The organism is Okibacterium sp. HSC-33S16, from assembly GCF_024171565.1.
Classification (GTDB): Bacteria; Actinomycetota; Actinomycetes; order Actinomycetales; family Microbacteriaceae; genus Mycetocola_A.
Genome location: NZ_JALJZZ010000001.1, coordinates 265,233 through 283,540, shown reverse-complemented (window position 1 = coordinate 283,540; position 18,308 = coordinate 265,233). Strand labels below are relative to the sequence as shown.

At 62.7% G+C, this 18,308-nt stretch carries 19 protein-coding genes and 1 tRNA gene; 8 read left to right on the top strand and 12 right to left on the bottom strand.

The genetic code is table 11. The features are described from left to right. Window positions 1–58: 58 nt before the first annotated feature. The 4 genes from nrdF to nrdH all read right to left on the bottom strand — a co-directional run bounded on the left by nrdF (window position 59) and on the right by nrdH (window position 3,896). Window positions 59–1,033, bottom strand: a complete 975-nt coding sequence (gene nrdF / locus L1277_RS01390; protein WP_253374570.1) for a class 1b ribonucleoside-diphosphate reductase subunit beta — start codon at window positions 1,031–1,033, stop codon at window positions 59–61. A 30-nt stretch (window positions 1,034–1,063) separates the two neighbouring features. Further along, entirely contained in the window at window positions 1,064–3,169 is a 2,106-nt protein-coding gene (gene nrdE / locus L1277_RS01385; protein WP_253375250.1) for a class 1b ribonucleoside-diphosphate reductase subunit alpha, read from the bottom strand. A gap of 26 nt (window positions 3,170–3,195) precedes the next feature. Further along, the gene (gene nrdI, locus L1277_RS01380) at window positions 3,196–3,597 is read right to left on the bottom strand and encodes a class Ib ribonucleoside-diphosphate reductase assembly flavoprotein NrdI (protein ID WP_253374569.1); all 402 of its coding nucleotides are present in this window, start codon (window positions 3,595–3,597) and stop codon (window positions 3,196–3,198) included. 65 nt (window positions 3,598–3,662) lie between these two features. Then, a complete protein-coding gene (nrdH, locus tag L1277_RS01375) occupies window positions 3,663–3,896 on the bottom strand; it encodes a glutaredoxin-like protein NrdH (protein WP_253374568.1) in 234 nt (77 codons plus the stop codon). A gap of 390 nt (window positions 3,897–4,286) precedes the next feature. Here nrdH and L1277_RS01370 point away from each other — a divergent pair, with 390 nt between their 5' ends. Continuing rightward, window positions 4,287–5,501 carry an MFS transporter gene (locus L1277_RS01370; RefSeq protein WP_253374567.1) on the top strand — a complete coding sequence of 405 codons (1,215 nt, stop codon included), beginning with the start codon at window positions 4,287–4,289 and terminating at the stop codon, window positions 5,499–5,501. Window positions 5,502–5,527: 26 nt separating this feature from the next. On the opposite strand, the gene L1277_RS01365 is transcribed toward L1277_RS01370, so the two are convergent. Continuing rightward, on the bottom strand, window positions 5,528–6,136 hold the full coding sequence (locus L1277_RS01365; RefSeq protein WP_253374566.1) for an NADPH-dependent FMN reductase: 609 nt from the start codon (window positions 6,134–6,136) through the stop codon (window positions 5,528–5,530). A 259-nt stretch (window positions 6,137–6,395) separates the two neighbouring features. Here L1277_RS01365 and L1277_RS01360 point away from each other — a divergent pair, with 259 nt between their 5' ends. The 4 genes from L1277_RS01360 (at window position 6,396) to L1277_RS01345 (ending at window position 9,296) form a co-directional block, all read left to right on the top strand. Beyond that, entirely contained in the window at window positions 6,396–7,358 is a 963-nt protein-coding gene (locus tag L1277_RS01360; protein ID WP_253374565.1) for a DUF4349 domain-containing protein, read from the top strand. Window positions 7,359–7,394: 36 nt separating this feature from the next. Further along, a complete protein-coding gene (locus L1277_RS01355) occupies window positions 7,395–8,660 on the top strand; it encodes a DUF445 domain-containing protein (RefSeq protein ID WP_253374564.1) in 1,266 nt (421 codons plus the stop codon). A gap of 65 nt (window positions 8,661–8,725) precedes the next feature. After that, on the top strand, window positions 8,726–9,151 hold the full coding sequence (locus L1277_RS01350) for a DUF1801 domain-containing protein (RefSeq protein WP_253374563.1): 426 nt from the start codon (window positions 8,726–8,728) through the stop codon (window positions 9,149–9,151). 1 nt (window position 9,152) lies between these two features. Continuing rightward, window positions 9,153–9,296 (top strand): hypothetical protein, encoded by a 144-nt coding sequence (locus tag L1277_RS01345; RefSeq protein WP_253374562.1) that lies wholly within the window; start codon window positions 9,153–9,155, stop codon window positions 9,294–9,296. 6 nt (window positions 9,297–9,302) lie between these two features. On the opposite strand, the gene L1277_RS01340 is transcribed toward L1277_RS01345, so the two are convergent. The 5 genes from L1277_RS01340 to galU form a co-directional block, all read right to left on the bottom strand. Next, window positions 9,303–9,743, bottom strand: a complete 441-nt coding sequence (locus L1277_RS01340) for a hypothetical protein (RefSeq protein ID WP_253374561.1) — start codon at window positions 9,741–9,743, stop codon at window positions 9,303–9,305. Between the two features lie 57 nt (window positions 9,744–9,800). Beyond that, window positions 9,801–9,873 (bottom strand) — tRNA-Ala (locus tag L1277_RS01335). A gap of 42 nt (window positions 9,874–9,915) precedes the next feature. Continuing rightward, on the bottom strand, window positions 9,916–10,875 hold the full coding sequence (locus L1277_RS01330; protein ID WP_253374560.1) for a large exoprotein: 960 nt from the start codon (window positions 10,873–10,875) through the stop codon (window positions 9,916–9,918). A gap of 77 nt (window positions 10,876–10,952) precedes the next feature. After that, window positions 10,953–11,618 carry a GNAT family N-acetyltransferase gene (locus L1277_RS01325; protein ID WP_253374559.1) on the bottom strand — a complete coding sequence of 222 codons (666 nt, stop codon included), beginning with the start codon at window positions 11,616–11,618 and terminating at the stop codon, window positions 10,953–10,955. A 31-nt stretch (window positions 11,619–11,649) separates the two neighbouring features. After that, entirely contained in the window at window positions 11,650–12,543 is an 894-nt protein-coding gene (galU, locus tag L1277_RS01320; RefSeq protein ID WP_253374558.1) for a UTP--glucose-1-phosphate uridylyltransferase GalU, read from the bottom strand. 121 nt (window positions 12,544–12,664) lie between these two features. Here galU and L1277_RS01315 point away from each other — a divergent pair, with 121 nt between their 5' ends. Genes L1277_RS01315 through mscL form a run of 3 tightly spaced genes read left to right on the top strand, consistent with a single transcriptional unit; the run spans window position 12,665 to window position 14,030 of the window. Continuing rightward, window positions 12,665–13,243, top strand: coding sequence for a 5-formyltetrahydrofolate cyclo-ligase (locus tag L1277_RS01315; RefSeq protein WP_253374557.1), 579 nt, complete (start codon window positions 12,665–12,667; stop codon window positions 13,241–13,243). Between the two features lie 53 nt (window positions 13,244–13,296). Then, complete coding sequence (locus tag L1277_RS01310) at window positions 13,297–13,611, top strand: FmdB family zinc ribbon protein (protein ID WP_253374556.1); 315 nt, start codon at window positions 13,297–13,299, stop codon at window positions 13,609–13,611. Window positions 13,612–13,625: 14 nt separating this feature from the next. Further along, entirely contained in the window at window positions 13,626–14,030 is a 405-nt protein-coding gene (gene mscL / locus L1277_RS01305) for a large conductance mechanosensitive channel protein MscL (RefSeq protein WP_253374555.1), read from the top strand. A gap of 67 nt (window positions 14,031–14,097) precedes the next feature. Here mscL and L1277_RS01300 read toward each other — a convergent pair whose 3' ends face one another. Both L1277_RS01300 and L1277_RS01295 read right to left on the bottom strand, forming a co-directional pair. Beyond that, window positions 14,098–14,364 (bottom strand): hypothetical protein, encoded by a 267-nt coding sequence (locus L1277_RS01300; RefSeq protein ID WP_253374554.1) that lies wholly within the window; start codon window positions 14,362–14,364, stop codon window positions 14,098–14,100. Window positions 14,365–14,368: 4 nt separating this feature from the next. Beyond that, window positions 14,369–18,169: an AAA family ATPase gene (locus L1277_RS01295; protein WP_253374553.1), complete on the bottom strand. Its 3,801-nt coding sequence runs from the start codon at window positions 18,167–18,169 to the stop codon at window positions 14,369–14,371. Window positions 18,170–18,308 lie beyond the last annotated feature (139 nt).

The following is an 18,308-nucleotide window of genomic DNA, read 5'->3' as shown; positions in this document are numbered from 1 at the left end:
CAAGAGAAGGGCGGCGAGCAACCTCAGTTGCTCGCCGCCCTTCTCGAACTCAGTCGAGCTAGAAGTCCCAGTCCTCGTCTTCGGTGACAACAGCCTTGCCGATGACGTACGACGATCCGGACCCCGAGAAGAAGTCGTGGTTTTCGTCTGCGTTCGGCGAGAGCGCCGACAGGATCGCCGGGTTCACGTCGGTGACGGTCTTGGGGAACATCGGCTCGTAGCCGAGGTTCATCAGCGCCTTATTGGCGTTGTAGTGCAGGAACTTTTTGACGTCCTCGGTCAGGCCGACGGAGTCGTAGAGGTCCTGCGTGTACTGCACCTCGTTGTCGTAGAGCTCGAACAGGAGGTTGAACGTGTAGTCCTTGATCTCCTGGCGACGCTCCTCGGTCTCGTTCTCGAGACCCTTCTGGAACTTGTAGCCGATGTAGTACCCGTGCACAGCTTCGTCGCGAATGATCAGACGGATCAGGTCAGCCGTGTTGGTGAGCTTGGCGCGGCTTGACCAGTACATCGGCAGGTAGAAGCCCGAGTAGAAGAGGAACGACTCAAGCAGCGTCGAGGCGACCTTGCGCTTCAGGGGGTCGTCACCGGTGTAGTAGTCCATCACGATCGCGGCCTTCTTCTGAAGGTTCTCGTTCTCCACCGACCACCGGAACGCCTCGTCGATCTCCTTCGTCGACGCGAGGGTCGAGAAGATCGACGAGTAGCTCTTGGCGTGCACCGACTCCATGAACGCGATGTTCGTGTACACGGCCTCTTCGTGAGGCGTAATCGCGTCGGGAATCAGCGAAACGGCGCCGACGGTGCCCTGGATCGTGTCGAGCAGGGTGAGGCCGGTGAACACCCGCATGGTGAGCTGCTGTTCCTCAGGAGTCAGCGTGTTCCACGACTGGATGTCGTTCGACAGCGGCACCTTCTCCGGCAACCAGAAGTTGTTGACGAGGCGGTTCCAGACCTCGACGTCCTTCTCGTCCTCGATCTTGTTCCAGTTGATCGCCTGGACGTGGTCGACCAGCTTGAGCTTCTCAATCATTGTGTTCCTTAGGTGTCGAAGAGGCCGAGGTTAGAGCATGCAGCTGACGCAGCCGTCAACCTCGGTGCCCTCGAGCGCGAGCTGGCGCAGACGGATGTAGTAGATCGTCTTGATGCCCTTGCGCCATGCGTAGATCTGAGCTTTGTTGATGTCACGAGTGGTCGCGGTGTCCTTGAAGAACAGCGTGAGCGACAGGCCCTGGTCAACGTGCTGCGTTGCAGCCGCGTAGGTGTCGATGATCTTCTCAGCACCGATCTCGTACGCGTCCTGGTAGTAGTCCAGGTTGTCGTTCGTCATGAACGGCGCCGGGTAGTAGACGCGGCCGAGCTTGCCTTCCTTGCGGATCTCGATCTTCGACGCGATCGGGTGGATCGACGACGTCGAGTTGTTGATGTACGAGATCGATCCGGTCGGCGGTACAGCCTGCAGGTTCTGGTTATAGATACCGAATTCCATAACGGATGCCTTCAGCGCAGCCCAGTCGGCCTGCGTCGGAATCGAAACGGCTGAGTTCGCGAACAGCTCAGCTACGCGGGCCGTTGCGGGCTCCCACACCTGGTCGGTGTACTTGTTGAAGAACTCACCGGACGCGTAGGTCGAGTTGGCGAATCCGTCGAACGCCGTTCCACGCTCAATCGCGATCCGGTTGGATGCGCGCAGTGCGTGGTAGAGCACCGTGTAGAAGTAGATGTTCGTAAAGTCGATGCCCTCTTCGGAGCCGTAGTAGATGCGCTCACGAGCGAGGTAGCCGTGCAGGTTCATCTGGCCGAGGCCGATGGCGTGCGACTTGTCGTTGCCGTCCTCGATCGACCGAACCGACTGGATGTGGCTCTGGTCAGAGACCGAGCTGAGGCCGCGGATCGCGGTCTCCACGGTCAGACCGAAGTCGGGCGAGTCCATCGACAGTGCGATGTTCATCGAACCGAGGTTGCAGGAGATGTCCTTACCGATGACGTCGTATGACAGGTCAGCGTTGTAGGTGGTCGGCGTGTTGACCTGGAGGATCTCCGAGCAGAGGTTCGACATGTTGACGCGCCCCTCGATCGGGTTCGCCTTGTTCACGGTGTCTTCGAACATGATGTACGGGTAGCCGGACTCAAACTGAATCTCGGCGAGCGTCTGGAAGAAATCGCGCGCCTTGATCTTGGTCTTCTTGATCCGGGAGTCGTCGACCATTTCGTAGTACTTCTCGGTCACCGAGATGTCGCCGAACGGGACTCCGTAGACCTTCTCGACGTCATACGGCGAGAACAGATACATGTCCTCGCCCTTCTTGGCGAGCTCGAAGGTGATGTCGGGAACAACAACACCGAGCGACAACGTCTTGATACGGATCTTCTCGTCGGCGTTCTCACGCTTCGTGTCGAGGAACCGCATGATGTCGGGGTGGTGCGCCTGCAGATACACAGCACCGGCACCCTGGCGAGCACCGAGCTGGTTGGCGTAGCTGAAGGAGTCTTCCAGGAGCTTCATCACGGGAATGATGCCGCTCGACTGGTTCTCGATCTGCTTGATCGGCGCGCCGGCCTCACGAATGTTGGAGAGAAGCAGTGCGACACCGCCGCCGCGCTTGGAGAGCTGCAGCGACGAGTTAATGCCGCGCGAGATCGACTCCATGTTGTCTTCGATACGGAGCAGGAAGCACGAGACGAGTTCTCCACGCTGTGCCTTGCCCGAGTTGAGGAAGGTGGGCGTTGCGGGCTGGAATCGACCGGCGATGATCTCTTCGACGAGGGCGACAGCAAGCTTCTCATCGCCCTGGGCCAGACCGAGCGCTGTCATGACAACGCGGTCTTCGAAGCGCTCGAGGTAACGCTTGCCGTCGAACGTCTTCAGCGTGTACGAGGTGTAGTACTTGAACGCGCCGAGGAAGGTCTGGAACCGGAACTTCTTCGAGTAGGCCAGATCGTTGAGGCTCTGGATGAAGTCGAACGAGTAGGCGTCGATAACGGCCTTTTCGTAGTACTCCTTCTCAACCAGGTAGTCGAGGCGCTCGCGCAGCGAGTGGAAGAAGACGGTGTTCTGATTGACGTGCTGGAGAAAGAACTCCCGCGCGGCTTCACGGTCTTTGTCGAACTGGATTTCACCGTTCGGGCCGTACAGGTTGAGCATCGCATTGAGCGAGTGGTAGTCCATCCCGGTGTCCATGGGGACCTCGGTTACTACTGTTCCAGCCAAAATGATTCCAATCCCTCGTGAACGACACGCACGTCGTCCGGTGTTCCGAATACTTCAAATCGATAGAGGTTCGGCACTTTACACTTGGCGGAGATAACATCCCCGGCAAGCCCGTACGCCGAGCCAAAGTTGGTGTTGCCCGCAGCGATCACCCCGCGCAGAAGGCCCCGGTTGTTCTCATCGTTGAGAAACCGGATCACCTGCTTGGGAACCGCTCCCTTACCGTCTCCCCCGCCATAGGTCGGCGTGACGAGAATGTACGGTTCGGTGACCGTCAGGTGCGGTTCCGTCGCGTAGAGCGGAATTCGATCGGCGGGAACATTCAACTTGCGAACGAATCGCTGTGTGTTGCCAGAGATGCTGGAGAAATACACCAGCTTCGCCATGTCACGCCCCAGTTGATCGAGAGTTTGCCTGCCGCGAACGGCACGGCGATCGCGAACTGTTGAAATTAGGAGAGGCGAGAAGCCAGCTCGTTGATCTTGTCGGGACGGAAGCCAGACCAGTGGTCTTCGTCGGTGATGACGACCGGAGCCTGAAGGTAGCCGAGAGCCTTGACGGCTTCGAGGGCGCTTTCGTCTTCAGAAAGGTCGAGGACCTTGTACTCGATACCCTTGTTGTCGAGGGCGCGGTAGGTCGCAGTGCACTGCACGCATGAAGGCTTGGTGTAGACCGTAATTGTCATCTGACGTAGGCCCCTTCCTGGGAAAGATTTCGATGTTTTTCTCGGCAGTGCCTGCCGGTGGTCCAATACTACATATAGTTGGTCGCTTTGGGGAGCACCCCAACCACTAGTAGTTACATGCCTGTAGTTATCAACAAGCAATTCCACTGTTTTCTTCCCTTATCCACCATCTCTCCACCCTTTTCTCCACACCCTCGGGAGAGCGAAAACGCGGCAATTCCGCCCATGCACAACGACTCGCGATGAGTTCTCCACAAGGGCCACGCTAAATGCAGCCACCGACATTAATTTCTTTCCGATTTTGTCCACAGGGCGTGTCGTCTGCATTGCCGCGCCGAGGCATCCGCTGATCGAACCGTACGCATGAAACCGATCAATACAATTGACTTTATGAGTGCATATTCGAGCCTGCTGAAAACTACCGGCGTCGCTCGAATCATCCTCGCCCAGCTCATCGCCCGTTTTCCGTTCGGGATGCTGTCGCTCGCTTTTCTTTTGCACGTTGAGCAGGTCACCGGGTCCTATGCGGCGGCCGGACTGGTTCTCGCAGCATCGAGCGTCGGGCAAGCAATCGCCGGACCACTCACCAGCCGGTGGATGGGCATCTGGGGAATGCGCCCCGTGCTCATCCTCACCGTAATCGTCTGTGCCGCCAGCGTGACGACGGTCGCCCTCGTCGAGATGAGCGTTCCGTGGTACATGGCTTTCTCACTGGTGGCCGGGCTCTCGACCCCGCCCGTGCAGCCCGCCGTTCGCACCATTTACCCCAAGATGGTCAACTCCAAGCAGCTCACTCCCCTGTTCTCTCTCGACGCCAGTGCACAGGAGATCATTTGGGTTCTCGGTCCGGTCATCACAACCTTCATCTCCACCCAGGTCGGCACCGAGTGGGGAATCCTCACGGCCGTCGTCATCCTGGCGATCGGTGGGACCTGGTTCATCGCCTCTCCTGAGGTTGGTCGGGTTCGCATTCCGCGCAGCAAGCGCAAGCTCGGCCAGGTGCTCAAGCGCCCGCCCGTCCTGCTCGCCACCGTGGTCGGGTTCCTGCTGATCGGTGCCACATCGGCACTTGAAGCCGGTGTTGTGGCGACGTTTGGCCATGACGGCCTCGAGGCAGGAATCGTGCTCGGCATCTTCTCGCTCGGCAGCCTCGCGGGTGGACTGGCGCTGGGTCACATCGGCATTGGTCCGTGGGCGCTCGCTCGGCGCATGTTCATCGTCTTCTTCGGCATGGGGCTCGCCTGCTTCGTCGACGGCGCCGTGGCGCTGTCCATCGTGCTCTTTGTCGCCGGTATCGGAATCGCGCCGGCGCTGACCGTGCTCTTCGCCATGGTGAGCGCGAGTGTGAAGTTCAGTGACACCGCCGAGGCCTACGGCTGGATGGGAACCGGTCAGCTCATCGGCGCGGCGCTCGGTTCCGCTGTCGCCGGCATCCTGATCGATGCCAACGGCGCGATCGGTGCATTCTGGGCGGCGACCGCTCTCGCATTTGTCGGCGTCCTGGTTCCCACGTTCGGCAAGCGCTGGCACCCCGACCTTCGCGGCCGGGACGCCAGTCCGATCCCAGACACCGAACCGATCCAGATCCAGCCCTCGGAAGGCTAGCTAGCACGGTGCGAAGCCCGGGCCAATCACACCTCGACGAGGACCCCGCTCGGCGTGCCCTGCGTCGACGCTGAGATCCGACCGAGCATGCGCGTCAGCTTCTCCACCTGACGCTCGCTCGGCTGGAAGAAGCCGTCGTCAATCTGGCGTGAGACATACGGAATCTCGACGTTCGAGCCGACGCCTGACATCTTGAGCGCCGAGAGAACCGGCTGCAGGGCAGCAACGCCGCGGGTCCCGCCGGCGAGCCCTCCGTAGCTGACCAACCCGACAGGCTTTCCGGCCCACTCGTAGTGCAGGTAGTCGAGTGCGTTCTTGAGCGCTGGTGAATAGCTGTAGTTGTACTCAGGCGTCACAAAGAGAAATCCATCGGCCGCAGCGACCCGCTCGGCCCAGGCGATGGTGTGCCGATAGCGGTACTCCTGGAATTTCGGATGCTTCGGCTCATTCATGAACGGAAGGTTCAGTTCAGCAAGGTCAACGAAGTCGATGTCGAACCCGCCCACTTGAGTGGTGTGCTCGTGCACCCACAGCGCAACGGATAGACCTGCGCGACCCGGCCTCACGCTTCCAACGACCACCATGAGTCGGATCGGGCGCGAGTTCGAGGGTCCAGTATCGGATGATTCCAGCATCGGGTAACTCCTGCAACGGCGAACAACTGGGGGCAGCAGTCCTCGCGAGGGTCGGGGGTCACGAGCGGAGGGGCAGGCCGCCTGTGTTGGTACCTAGCATGGCCTCGTCTCGTCAGAACTCAACCCCCCCAAGGGGGTACCCCGTAACTGAGGGACACTCACCATCAGCACCTGCTGGCGCCACAGGCATCCGTCAATCGTGATCGTTCCGTGAGCTCCCGCCGGTCCACCCGCGCATGCCGCCTCCTAGAGTGAGCCCATGAGACTCGCTCACCGTTTGACCGCCGTTCTCGCGATTCTGGCGGCGACCACCGTTTTGGCCGGTTGCACGGCCGGCGGCGGGCCCTCCGGTGGCTCGGCGCCCGACATCGCCCAGCTCTCGCCCGGGGACGGCGGTGTTCGCACCGAAACGGGCGACACCGATCGTTCGGTAGTGAGTACGGCGTCGGTCTCCCTGATCTCGTCAGATCCCGCGAAAGATACCGAACGCATTGTGACGATTGTGACGGATGCCGGTGGCCGCGTCGACAACCGCACCGACTCCCCCGCCACCATTGACACCCCCGCGTCCGGGTCGCTGACGGTGCGCATTCCCGCCAACCGTCTCGAGAGTGCACTCACCGCGATCAAGGAGATCGGCGAGTTGCGGCACTCGTCGCTGAGCTCGACGGACGTCACCGACCAGGCCATCGATCTTGACGCTCGAGTCACCGCCCTCCGCGCCTCGACCACCCGCCTTCTCGCGCTCATCGACCGGGCCTCAACCACAGCAGACCTCATCCAGCTGGAGTCCGCACTCAGCGAGCGACAGGCCGACCTCGACAGCCTCGAAGCACAGCGAGACGCCCTCACCGATGCTGTCGAGTACGCGACGGTGCAGGTTGAGGTGCAGTCCCCTGCTGCCGTGGCCGGGGCCGCTCCCGGCGACTTCTGGGGCGGCATCGTCGTCGGATTCACGTCGCTCGTCGCCTTCTTCTCAGGGCTGCTTGTTGTGCTCGGGATCCTCCTTCCCTGGCTGATCCTCCTCGGCCTGATGGCTGCTGCCGTCTGGTTTGGGCTGCGCCGCCGGCGCGCCGCGCCAGTAGAGCCCGTGCAGCCAGCCGACACCAACTCCTACAGCCCAGGCCAGGCCACGGAACCATCCGCACCGCCCCGGCCGCCGCTTCCGCCCGAACACTCTCGTACCACTCCGCACAACCAAACACCAGACTCCCCCGCCTGACCCGGCAAATCCGGCTGCTCGACGTAGCATGGCCGGATGACGATCCCGCTCCTCACGCCCTCGGATATCGAACGACGCAGAGGCCTCGTCTCGATGAAGCGCACCGCGACGGCCCTGCTGATCGCCATGGCCGTGATCTTCTGCATTTCATTCGCCCTCCAGGACGAGATCCCCTGGCTGGGCTGGGTGCGCGCGGCGAGCGAGGGCGGCATGGTCGGTGCGATCGCCGACTGGTTCGCGGTCACTGCCCTGTTCCGGCACCCGCTCGGCCTCAAGATCCCGCATACCGCGATCATCCGGCGCCGCAAGGACGAGATCGGTGCGAGCCTCGGCGAGTTCGTCGAGTCCAACTTCCTTTCCGAGCCCGTCGTCCGTCAGAAGCTCGAATCAGCGCAGATTGGCCGGAAGCTCGGCACGTGGCTGGCGCGGCCCGAGAACGCCACACGTCTGGCCGAGGAGGCCTCGGTCGGCGCAAAGGGTTTGCTCGCCCTGCTTTCCGACTCCGATGTGCAGGACGTGATGGAGAAGCTCGCGCGAACCCACCTCATCGAGCAGCCCTGGAGTGAGTCGATCGGAGCCTGGGGCGAGGGCGTTGTCTCGGCCGGTGGTCACCACGCCGCCGTCGGACTCGTCCTCGACGGCGTTGACGACTGGCTGAGGAACAACCCAGACGCGTTCGCGCGACTCGTCTCGTCGAGGCTCCCGTCCTGGGTGCCCTCCTTCCTCGACAAGATCGTGGACGACCGGCTGTACCGCGAAGCCCTTGCGTTCATCCAGCGCATGAAAGACGACGAATCCGATCCAGCTCGACTCGCCATCGATAACTACCTCCTGACGATCGCCACCGACCTGCAGCACGAGCCGCTCATGATCGCCCGGTTCGAGAACGCCAAAGCAGAAATCTTCGACAGCCCCCGCGTTCGAGAGCTTGCCGCGTCGACCTGGGACACCACCAAAGCGGCACTCATCGATTCACTGGACAACCCCGAGAGCGGGCTTCGCGTCCAGTTGGCTCGCACCATCACCGACCTGGGCTCACGCATCTCGACCGACTCTCGCCTGAGCGCGAAGCTCGACACGTGGGTGACGGATGCTGCGGTTTATCTGGTCAACACGTACCGTCACGAAATTGCGAGTGTCATCACCGACACCGTCGAGCGCTGGGACCCACGGGAAATGAGCGAGAAGATCGAACTTCAGGTGGGTCGGGACCTGCAGTTCATTCGGATCAATGGCACAGTCGTCGGCTCACTTGCCGGGCTGGCGATCTTCACGGTCGCCACACTCGCCTTTGGGAGCTAATCGCCCGACGCCACGGCTGATTCGGCCCCGTTGACCGGCACCGCTGGCGATGTCACCATGAGTGCATGGCCGACCTCAAAACAACCCAGAACGACACTGACCCGCAGACGGTCATCGAGTCCATCGAGAGTGAAGCGAAGCGAGCCGACGCCGCCCGACTGCTTCGGCTGATGGCCGAGGCCACGGGCGACCAGCCGAAGCTCTGGGGTCCGTCGATGATCGGCTTCGGTTCGTTCCACTACCGCTATGCGTCGGGACACGAGGGCGACACCATGAAAGTCGGCTTCGCTCCGCGCAAGACCGCGTTGACCTTCTACGGCCTTCAGGGCCACCCGAACAGCGATAAGCTCCTCGCCTCGCTCGGAACCCACACGCTCGGTAAAGGATGCGTCTACGTCAAACGACTCGACGACATCGACACCGATGTTCTGCGCGAGCTCGTGGCATACGCCTACGCGAACGCCGAAGAAACACTCAGCTCCCACTCCTGACATGACGGGTCACGACCTCGAGGACGACGAGAGCGCCGGTGAGCCCGTCTGCTGGCTCAACCGGGTCTGTGACGTCTGCGGGGCGCTCGTCGACGCGTCAGCAGACGCCTGCTGGCGCTGCGACACTCCGGTCGCGTCCGCGTGACGGGCTTCAGAGCACCCGGGTCCCGTTTGCGTCGAGGAACGTGACGTCGGGCATTCGGCGGGCAATGATCTGCAGCGCCGCGTAACCGTCGGGAGTGGTCGGCGGCCAGGTCCAGTGGTCCACGTTGGGCGCCGAGGGAAGTGCCGCTTCGAACAGGTCAACCTCGACACCCTTCCTGCGGTGCTTCGGGGGGACGACAACCTCAACCACCCGTCCGCGCGTGTGAAGCGTAGCGAACTGGAGGCGTGACCCGGTGTGATCGTCGCGCACGATGAACTCGCGCGTCTCCGGGTCGAGCGGCGGGATCTCGGTGGTCTCGAAGCGGGCCTGAGCCCCTGGCCCCGAAAAAACGTTGCCGAGTCGACGCCCAAAGAGCGCGAGCACCACGATGATGGCGACGATCACAAAGATGCCGAAAATCCAGCCGCCGGGAATGCTGTCGAACATGAAGTTATCCTCCGGACGGGAGGGCGCGAACGCCTCGAGCGGGGAACAGGGATAGTGTGGACCTAAGGAGATTCGAACTCCTGACCTCCTCGATGCGAACGAGGCGCGCTACCAACTGCGCCATAGGCCCTGATAGAAAAACAGTATCACGCCCCGCGAATGCTCAGGCGCATCAGCTGGCTGCCCGGCGACGCTGAAGCAGTGTCGACAGGTCGGCCGGGGCGATCTCAGCCTCGTTCACGACACCCATGCCGGCGAAGCGGCTCGCCTCGGGGGCGGTGCGACGCGGCGCGAGTTCCTCGTCGACTCGAGCGGCCGGGACGATGCTGGGAAGCGCCGGTTCGAGCTGCGCGGCACGTTCGGCCATCACCTGGGCAAGTGCCGCGCGGCGAAGAGCAGCGTGGGCATCCGCTTGGGCGATCGTGTCGGCAGCAGCGGAGCCCTGCGACAGGTGGAGTGGTTTCGGCAACGGGGTGGGCGTCCAGGTCGTGCTCGCGGCAACGACGTTATCGAACGCGACAGGCTCGAACGCCTGTGCCACCGGAGCGGCGCGAACGACCGCCGCTGCGACGGGAGTGCGCTTCGACACGCGCGCCATGCGGCTGAGGAGCGCAACGCTCACAACGGCAAGGCCGGATCCCGTCGCCAGAAGCACCACCGAACCCTCCGTTGCGAACAACCAGCCGCCGAACCCGGCAGCTGTCAGGGACAGCGTCATGATGATGGTCGTGGTGAGTCGGGCACGACGACGCGCACGGCGCATCTTGAGCCGCGCGGTGTGAGCAGCGGCAGCCGCCCGCACTTCAGCGGTCCGTCGCACTGCTTCAGCACGCTTCTGTTCCTCGACGAGCGCAAGAGCGTCACGTCGAGCGCGTTCGAGCGCTTCGGCCTCGTACTTTTTGAGAATCTTCTGCTGCTCAGCCACGCTGCGCGCCGTGGTCTCCACGCGCACCTCCTGCGGCGCCTCGGCCGTTTCAGCGAGGATCCGGAGGGTCTGCTGCAGCCGAATGGCGTTGCGCTCGGTGGCCAGAAACTCGTTCCTGCGCAGCCAGGTCGGCATGAGATAGATGATCCAGAGGGCGGCGGCGATCGCAAAGACGATCCCACCACTCAAGAGTCCGCTGCCAGCCATGGCTCAACGGTACGAGTTTGTGCGGCAGACACGCCGCATTGCGCGGGGTGTGTCACCCGAAAGTTGAGGTTGAAGGTTTAAAACAGTGCGGGAGGCGGCAAAAGTGGCTCATCGGCTGCCCGACGGTCGGCTTCGGGGATCGCGGCCGCGTCTGGTGGAACGCTGCCATCCTTCCAACGTCGAAGCACGCCGTCCGGCACTTCCTCACGCACGAGCGCGAAACAAAAGTGGTCGCGCCAGTCGCCGTTGATGTGAATGAACCGGCGGCGGAGGCCCTCGTAGCGAAAACCAAGTTTCTCGACGACGCGCAGGCTGGGGCCATTCTCGGGCCGGATGCAGATCTCCATCCGGTGCAGTCCGAGTTGCGAGAAGCAATGGTCCGTGGCAAGGGCAACCGAGGTCGGCGTCACACTCTTGCCCGCGAACCGCTCAGACACCCAGTAGCCGAGTGTCGCCGACGAGAGCGATCCGTAGGTGATTCCCGAGACGTTGAGCTGGCCGGCGAGCTCACCGTCGTACTCCATCACCAGGGGAAGTCCACCACCCGAGCGGGCGTTCGATAACAGTGAGCGGATGCTTGCACGCATGTCGAAAGATCGGGGAGCGTAAGGACTGGTCGCCTCCCATGGCCGCAGCCAGCTTCGGTTCGACAGGAGTTCCCGCTCCATCGCTTTGGCGTCACGAAGGCGCACCTGACGAACGGTAATCGGACCGTCTGTCAGCACGGGCAGAGGAAGAGCCACCGCGAGTTCCCTTCGATGAATTGCGGCGAGCCTAGTCGAGCTTGTCGGCGAATTCCTTGATCCACGGCTTGAGGTCGGCACCGAGGTCTTCTCGGTCAGAAGCAAGCTGGATGATGGCCTTGATGTAGTCGAGGCGGTCACCGGTGTCGTAGCGTCGGCCGCGGAAGATGACGCCGTAGACGCCGCCCGCGATCGTGTCGTCCGCCGCCAGCACCTGCATGGCATCCGTCAATTGGATCTCGCCGCCCTTGCCGGGTTCGGTGGTTTCGAGGACATCGAAGATCTCTGGGCGAAGCACGTACCGGCCGATGATGGCAAGGTTGGACGGAGCGTCTTCGGGTGCCGGCTTCTCGACCAGACCGGTGACCTTGACAACGTCAGGGTTGTCGGTCGCTTCAACGGCCGCGCAGCCGTACATCGAGATGGTGGCCGGGTCGACCTCCATGAGGGCGATGATGGTGGCTGAGCGGCTTTCCTGCTCCTCGATCATGGTCGTCAGCAGCGGGTCTCGGGCGTCGATCAGGTCGTCACCGAGGAGAACCGCGAACGGCTCGTTGCCGACGTGGCGGCGTGCCCGAAGCACGGCGTGGCCGAGGCCCTTCGGGTCGCCCTGGCGGAGAAAGTGTATGTCAGCGAGTTCGCTGGACTCGACGACGCGGTTCAGGCGGCTCTTGTCTCCCTTCTCCTGCAGTGCGAGCTCAAGCTCGGTCACGCGGTCGAAGTGGTTGGCCAACGCGTTCTTGTTGCGTCCGATGATCATCAGAACGTCGTTGAGTCCGGCGCTGACGGCCTCCTCCACGACGTACTGGATGGCCGGCTTGTCTACGACAGGCAGCATCTCTTTCGGGAGGGCCTTGGTCGCCGGAAGGAACCGGGTTCCGAGGCCTGCGGCAGGAATCACGACTTTGCGTACGGGCTGAGACATGGTTCCAGCGTAGCGGGACGCTGCGGCGAGTTGGTGTTGCGACATCTCCCCTCAGGTGTGGGAAGTCCGCGCAGATGTCCCTTATGCCGTTTCTCCCGTAACGCCCGCCTAGAATGGGGCTATGCCCAGCCAGGTGGACCACCAGAAGCGCGCACTGCGCGCAGAGTTGCGCGAGCGGCGCCAGAACCTGACCGCTTCGGAGCGCGAGAACGCTTCGATCGGCATCACCAACAACCTCATCGCCCTCGTCACCGCGCTGAGTGCGTCGAGTGTCGCGTGTTACCTCTCCTCCCCCAACGAGCCCGACACTCGCCCGTTTCTCAACTGGGCGCTGGCCCACGACATTCGAGTGCTCTTCCCCATCAGCCGCGAAGACGGACTGCTCGACTGGACCGTCGGCGAGTCGGGAACCGAGGTTGAGGGCCTCTACGGCATGCCGGAACCGGTCGGCGAGCCCCTGGGCCCCATAGCGATCAACGAAGTGGACCTCATCCTGGTTCCGGCAGCCGCGGTCAGCCCCGACGGAATGCGCATGGGCTGGGGCCGCGGTTTCTTCGACAAGACCTTGGGCTCCATGGAAAAATGCCCTCCGGTCTACGCCATCGTCTTTGACAATGAAGTCCAACCTGACGTCCCGCACGAAAAGCACGACCAGCGGGTCAACGGGGTTGTCACCCCATCAAACATCGTCGAGTTCTAAGCGTCACCTCGACTCCGCCGGCACGACGCCGCATCTATTTTCAGGAATTTTCTATGCCCACGTACTCATACAAATGCACCATCTGCGACACCGCTTTCGACATCCAGCAGTCGTTCACCGACGACTCGCTGACCGAGTGCCCCGAATGCCAGGGAAAGCTTCGCAAGTTGTATAGCGCCGTCGGAGTGTCGTTCAATGGCTCCGGTTTCTACCGCAACGACTCGCGCGCCTCGACAGCGAAGAACACGTCGAGTACGAAGAAAGAGTCGAAGCCGGCAGGCGAGAAGGTATCGTCGACGACATCCGGCTCATCGACCGGCTCATCGACTGGATCGTCGACGCCCAGCAGTTCCGCTGCCGCGTCGTAATGGAAGGGGGCAGCGTGCTCAAGGGATTCAAAGACTTCATCATGCGGGGCAATGTCATTGACCTTGCCGTCGCCGTCGTGGTGGGAGCCGCATTCACCGCTGTCGTGAATTCGATCGTGGAGAACATCTTCAACCCGCTCATCGGGGCACTGTTCAACGCCGACGATCTCACGAACGCCATCGACATTCCCATCGGGAATGCTGAGGTCAAGCTCGGCGCTGTCATCGGCGCCGTCATCACATTCCTGATTGTCGCGGCTGTGGTGTACTTCGTCTTCGTTCTTCCCATCAACACGATGAAGAAGCACGCCGAAGCGAAGCGAAAGGCCGGAATTGTCGAGGAGGAAGCACCGGTCACCGAAATCGATGTGCTGACCGAGATTCGTGACCTGCTCGCACGAAACAACCTCAAGCAGTAATTCTTTGCCGCGCTCGGGCCGTGTCTCACTTCGGTGGTGCACGGCTTCTGTCGTTAAGCGGACCCGCCTAGCCCCAGTGCGGTGGGACGTCGGCGCGGAGCTGCGCATCGTTCGCTCCGGCCGGACCGGTCGCAGCCGACGGACGACCGCCCCAGCCCTGTTCCTTGTCTTCCGTGGCCAGCACGATGTCGCGCTGTGCTTGCGGGGTGGGGTCGGTGCCCGGGACGGGCGGGAGAACAGCGCGGCGAGATCCGGGGACGCGGCGAACACGACGAACGTCGGGATCGACGGGCTCACCGTGGCGCGGGTCTTCGGGTGGGGCGCTGTGTGACACGGCCCTAGTTTACGTGCCCGTCTTCGAGACTTTCGAGGGTTTGTGTGTCGTGCTCTGTGGCATCCGTCACCTGTGAAGTTCCGGCATCGCCGGCCTTCACCGGCGCAGGGACACCGAGCATTGTGAGGATCTTACGTGCCACGCCGTCGGGATCGCTGAACAGGTCGAAGCTGTGAACGCGAAGGTAATGCCAGCCCAGTCGGCGGAGCACGTCTGGCCGCAACCTCAGGGACTCACGCAAAGAGTCGCTGCTCACTTCGGGGTCAGACTCGACGGCAATCGCTTTGCCCTGGTACGCGGCGACCAGCGCGAGCTTGCCGCGGTAGCCGACCTCGACGGACAGGCCCTGGCGGTAGAGCCGCTCTGCCAGGTCGATGAGCATCGGTTCAGCACCGTCGGTGGCCGGCGGAGCGGGCACGTGCTGGACGGGCTGCTTGAGGATCTCGGCGAGGGCGCCGATTCCGTGTTGCATGCGGTCGGTGTCAATGTCTTCGGGGCGAATGCACGAGACAATGACCATCGAGCGGCGAGCACGAGTCATGCCTACGGCGAGCAGCCGGTCCCCGCCCGGCCGGGCAAGGGCACCAAAATTGGACAAGACGCGACCGTGCGGTGTCACCCCATAGCCGAGAGAGAAGATCACGCGGTCCCGGCTCTCGGCGACAGACTGCTCGAGGGTGAGAACGGTGAATGGCTCTGGTCGCTCTTTAAGAATGAAGTCAGAGAGGTCGCTGCGCATGGCGAAGGCGGAAATGACGGCCTGGTGCACGCGGGTTGCGTGCTTCTCACTCGCGGTCACGACCATCAGCGACTCACGCGGACGGTTGATGGCGTGCTCGAGCACGAGGTTGACCACGCGGGCAACTTCGGCGTCGACACTCTCCACTCCCCCGGTCTCAGGGTCGGGCATGCCGTGCCCGTTTGGCACGTAGTCGAGCGTGAGGCTGCCGTGGCCCAGGAAGGAACCTGCCCACGGCAGGGACTCGATCTCGCCGCCGTAGAACCGGTGGTTGACGAGCTCGGCGAGATCTTCTCCTCCGGCGCGGTAGCTGCGCGTGAGTGTGAGCGTCGGGAGCAGACCGGAGAGCCGGGCCAGCGCTGAGTCGGCGTGGCGCGCGTCAACGTCGTCCGCTTCGGCGGCCGGAGCGGGGGCGCCGATTGCGACGGTGAATGGAGTCGGGCTCTGCGTGACCGGGTCGCCCACAGCGATTACCTGGCGGGCGCGGCGAATGGCGCCGGCGTTCTCGGCCAGCGTCGTGGCACCCGCGTCAACGAGGAACACGGTGTCGAAACGGACGTTCTCGGGGATGAGGTGGACCTCGTACGCAGAGGTGAGCCATACCGGTGAAAGAACGCGTGACAGGTGCGGAGCCGTGCTCTCGAGCTTCGCGGGCGATGTCTGGTCAGCGCGCAGAAGCTTCTTGAGTGCGGTCGCTTCGTCGGGATAATCGACGAGTCCGATCTTCCAGTTTTCCGCGAGGAGTGCGCCGAGCAGAGCGCCCGAGGAAGAAGCGTGTGCCTCGTCGACAAGACGGAAGTCCGCCTCGAGCCGGTCGATGACGCTGGTGTTTGCACCGAGCAGGGCCTTGTCGGTGGTGAGCATGTGCTCGAGGACCGACTGCCACCAGGCAAGCTCCAGCTCGTTGGCGACCCGCGCTTCTGGCACGTGGCGCACCGAGAGGTCGGTGATCAGCGGAGCGAGCCCCTTCTCCCGAAGCTCGGCGATGAGTGTTGTTCGCTCCTGCAGGTTCTCCATCACAGCCGAGTCCGCTGCAAGCCCGGACATCAACCGAACGAGTTCCTTGACGGGCATCGCCACGAGCGATTCGGTCTTCGCGGTGCGGCTGAGGGGAGCATCGAGTTGCGAAAGGTCTTCGACGACGCGCTGGTATGCAACCTGAACGTCAGCGATTCCGAGTGGAACTTCAGGATTGACGCCCGCGGCGACGTAACGCTGCCAAAGGGTGCGCTGCTGCTGGATCCGGCGCAGAGCCGCGTTGATGTCAGCAACGTGCACGCCGGGCCGTACGTATTCGCGTGCCAGTTTCTTGAGACGACGCCGGTTCGCGCTCGTCATACTCGGCGCGTCACGGCGGGCACTAGTGGCCGCGATGAGCTCACCCAGCGACCGGTCAAAGACGCTCGGCTGGAACTTGTCGAGAGTCTCGCGAATGTCGAGGAGCAAGCGCAGGTAAATTCCGAGCTCTTCGATGGACTCAAATGCGCGCATCCGGGTCTGCCCGATGAGTTCATAACCGCGTTCAAGCAGTCGCGGAAGCTCCGTGCGGTGCAGCTTCTTCGCGAGGTCGTGCGTGGCCTTGGCTTGCTTGGTGCTGGCGAACTGGGCGCCGTACCACGGTGAATCGTCGGGACCGTACTGGAATTCTCCGAGCGCGGCAGCGGTCGCCAACTTGCGAGCGATGATTTCGCGGTTGCCGGCAAGTTTCTCCAGGGAGGCGAGGTCCAGCCGGGCCGTCGTGGTCGGCTGGTCCGGCAGGTTACCCAGTCGGGTCAACGCCTGAAGCGCATCGATGACGCTCACTCCAAGCCCGCTATCAATACGGCTGAGCGAGCCGCGGTAGTCGAGGAGTACCTTGCGCAGGCGAACGAGGGCGTCGTCGACGTCCGCAACCTTGGGTGCGACCGCCTTCTCGTTTCGGGAGATGGCCTGGATCAAGTCGCGGCGAATCGTCGCGGGTGAGACGGTGAATCCGGGAAGGCCCACCTTGGAGAAACGATGACGGATGCCATCGAGGCTGGAACGTCGAGCGCTGACGACGAGGACGCGCTTGTGTTGTGAAACGAGGCTGCCGATGGCGTTAACCACCGTCTGGGTCCCACCGGTCCCTGGAAGAGTCGTCACGACGATGGAATGTCCAGCCGCAATTTGAGCAATAACATTCTCCTGCTCGGTGTCCGCGTCGAGGAGGAGTGTGTCGGTTGTTGGCGGCCGGTCGTCCTGGCCAACGGCGTCGACAGGGCTGAAAAGTCCCTCGACGAGACGGCGGGCGCCGGGGTTACCGGCGAGCGCGTTGAGAATGGGGTGGTCAAGATCTTTCGCATCGCGAGCGAGCGCTGTTCCGATATCTGCGAAGGATGAGACAACGAGGCGAGGCTGGACGCTGAACCACTCGAGGTGTTGCGTGAGGCCGCGCAGCCGGTCGATGACGGGCTGCGGCTTGAACGCCCCATTCGTCACGGCGAGCGCTTCGAAGGCCTCGGCGTCGAGCGTGATCTTGAACTGCTCGTGCAGTGCACGGGCCAGTTCGGGGTTGAGGAACGGGCTTCCCTTGAGCTTGAGCTCGAAGTCACGGCCGTAACGACGAATCGCCACGGGTCGGAGCAGAACCGGTGCCGAGAAATCCTCGTCGCCAAATCGCCACTGGGCGAGGCCGATGGCCAGATGAACGGACTCGATACCACGGACGGTACGCAACTCGACGCCCTTGACCGTGATCTGGTCGGCCGCCGCCTTTGCGCCGCGGAGAGCGAGTTCGTCACGGATGAGGTTCGAGAGCAGCGTCGAGTGCCCGGTGATGAACTGCGGTAGCCCGCCGGGGTGGGTGGAACTCAGCTCGATGCGGTTCCTCGGCTCATCTACGAAGTGCAGCAGCGGCGACGGCCCGCCGACGGTCGCGAGGTGCTCGCGCCACCGCTTCCGGGTCTCGTCTGCCACGTTTCCCACCGTGTAATTGGGGTCTCCCACGCTCAGACCAGTGGGACTGGTGACTGAACGCGCAAGCGAAGTATCGACGTCAGCGATGTCTGAATCGCGCGTCTCTGGTTTCTTGTCTAGCCGCCACACATCCACACCCTAAGCTCTGGGACCCTCAATACCCGGTAGCGTCACCGGTTTTTCGCGAGTTTGCCCCTTCTTCCTCCGCACGTAGACATCGCAGAGAGCCTTTTCAGCACCGGACAGCCCGCGAGATTATAACCCCATC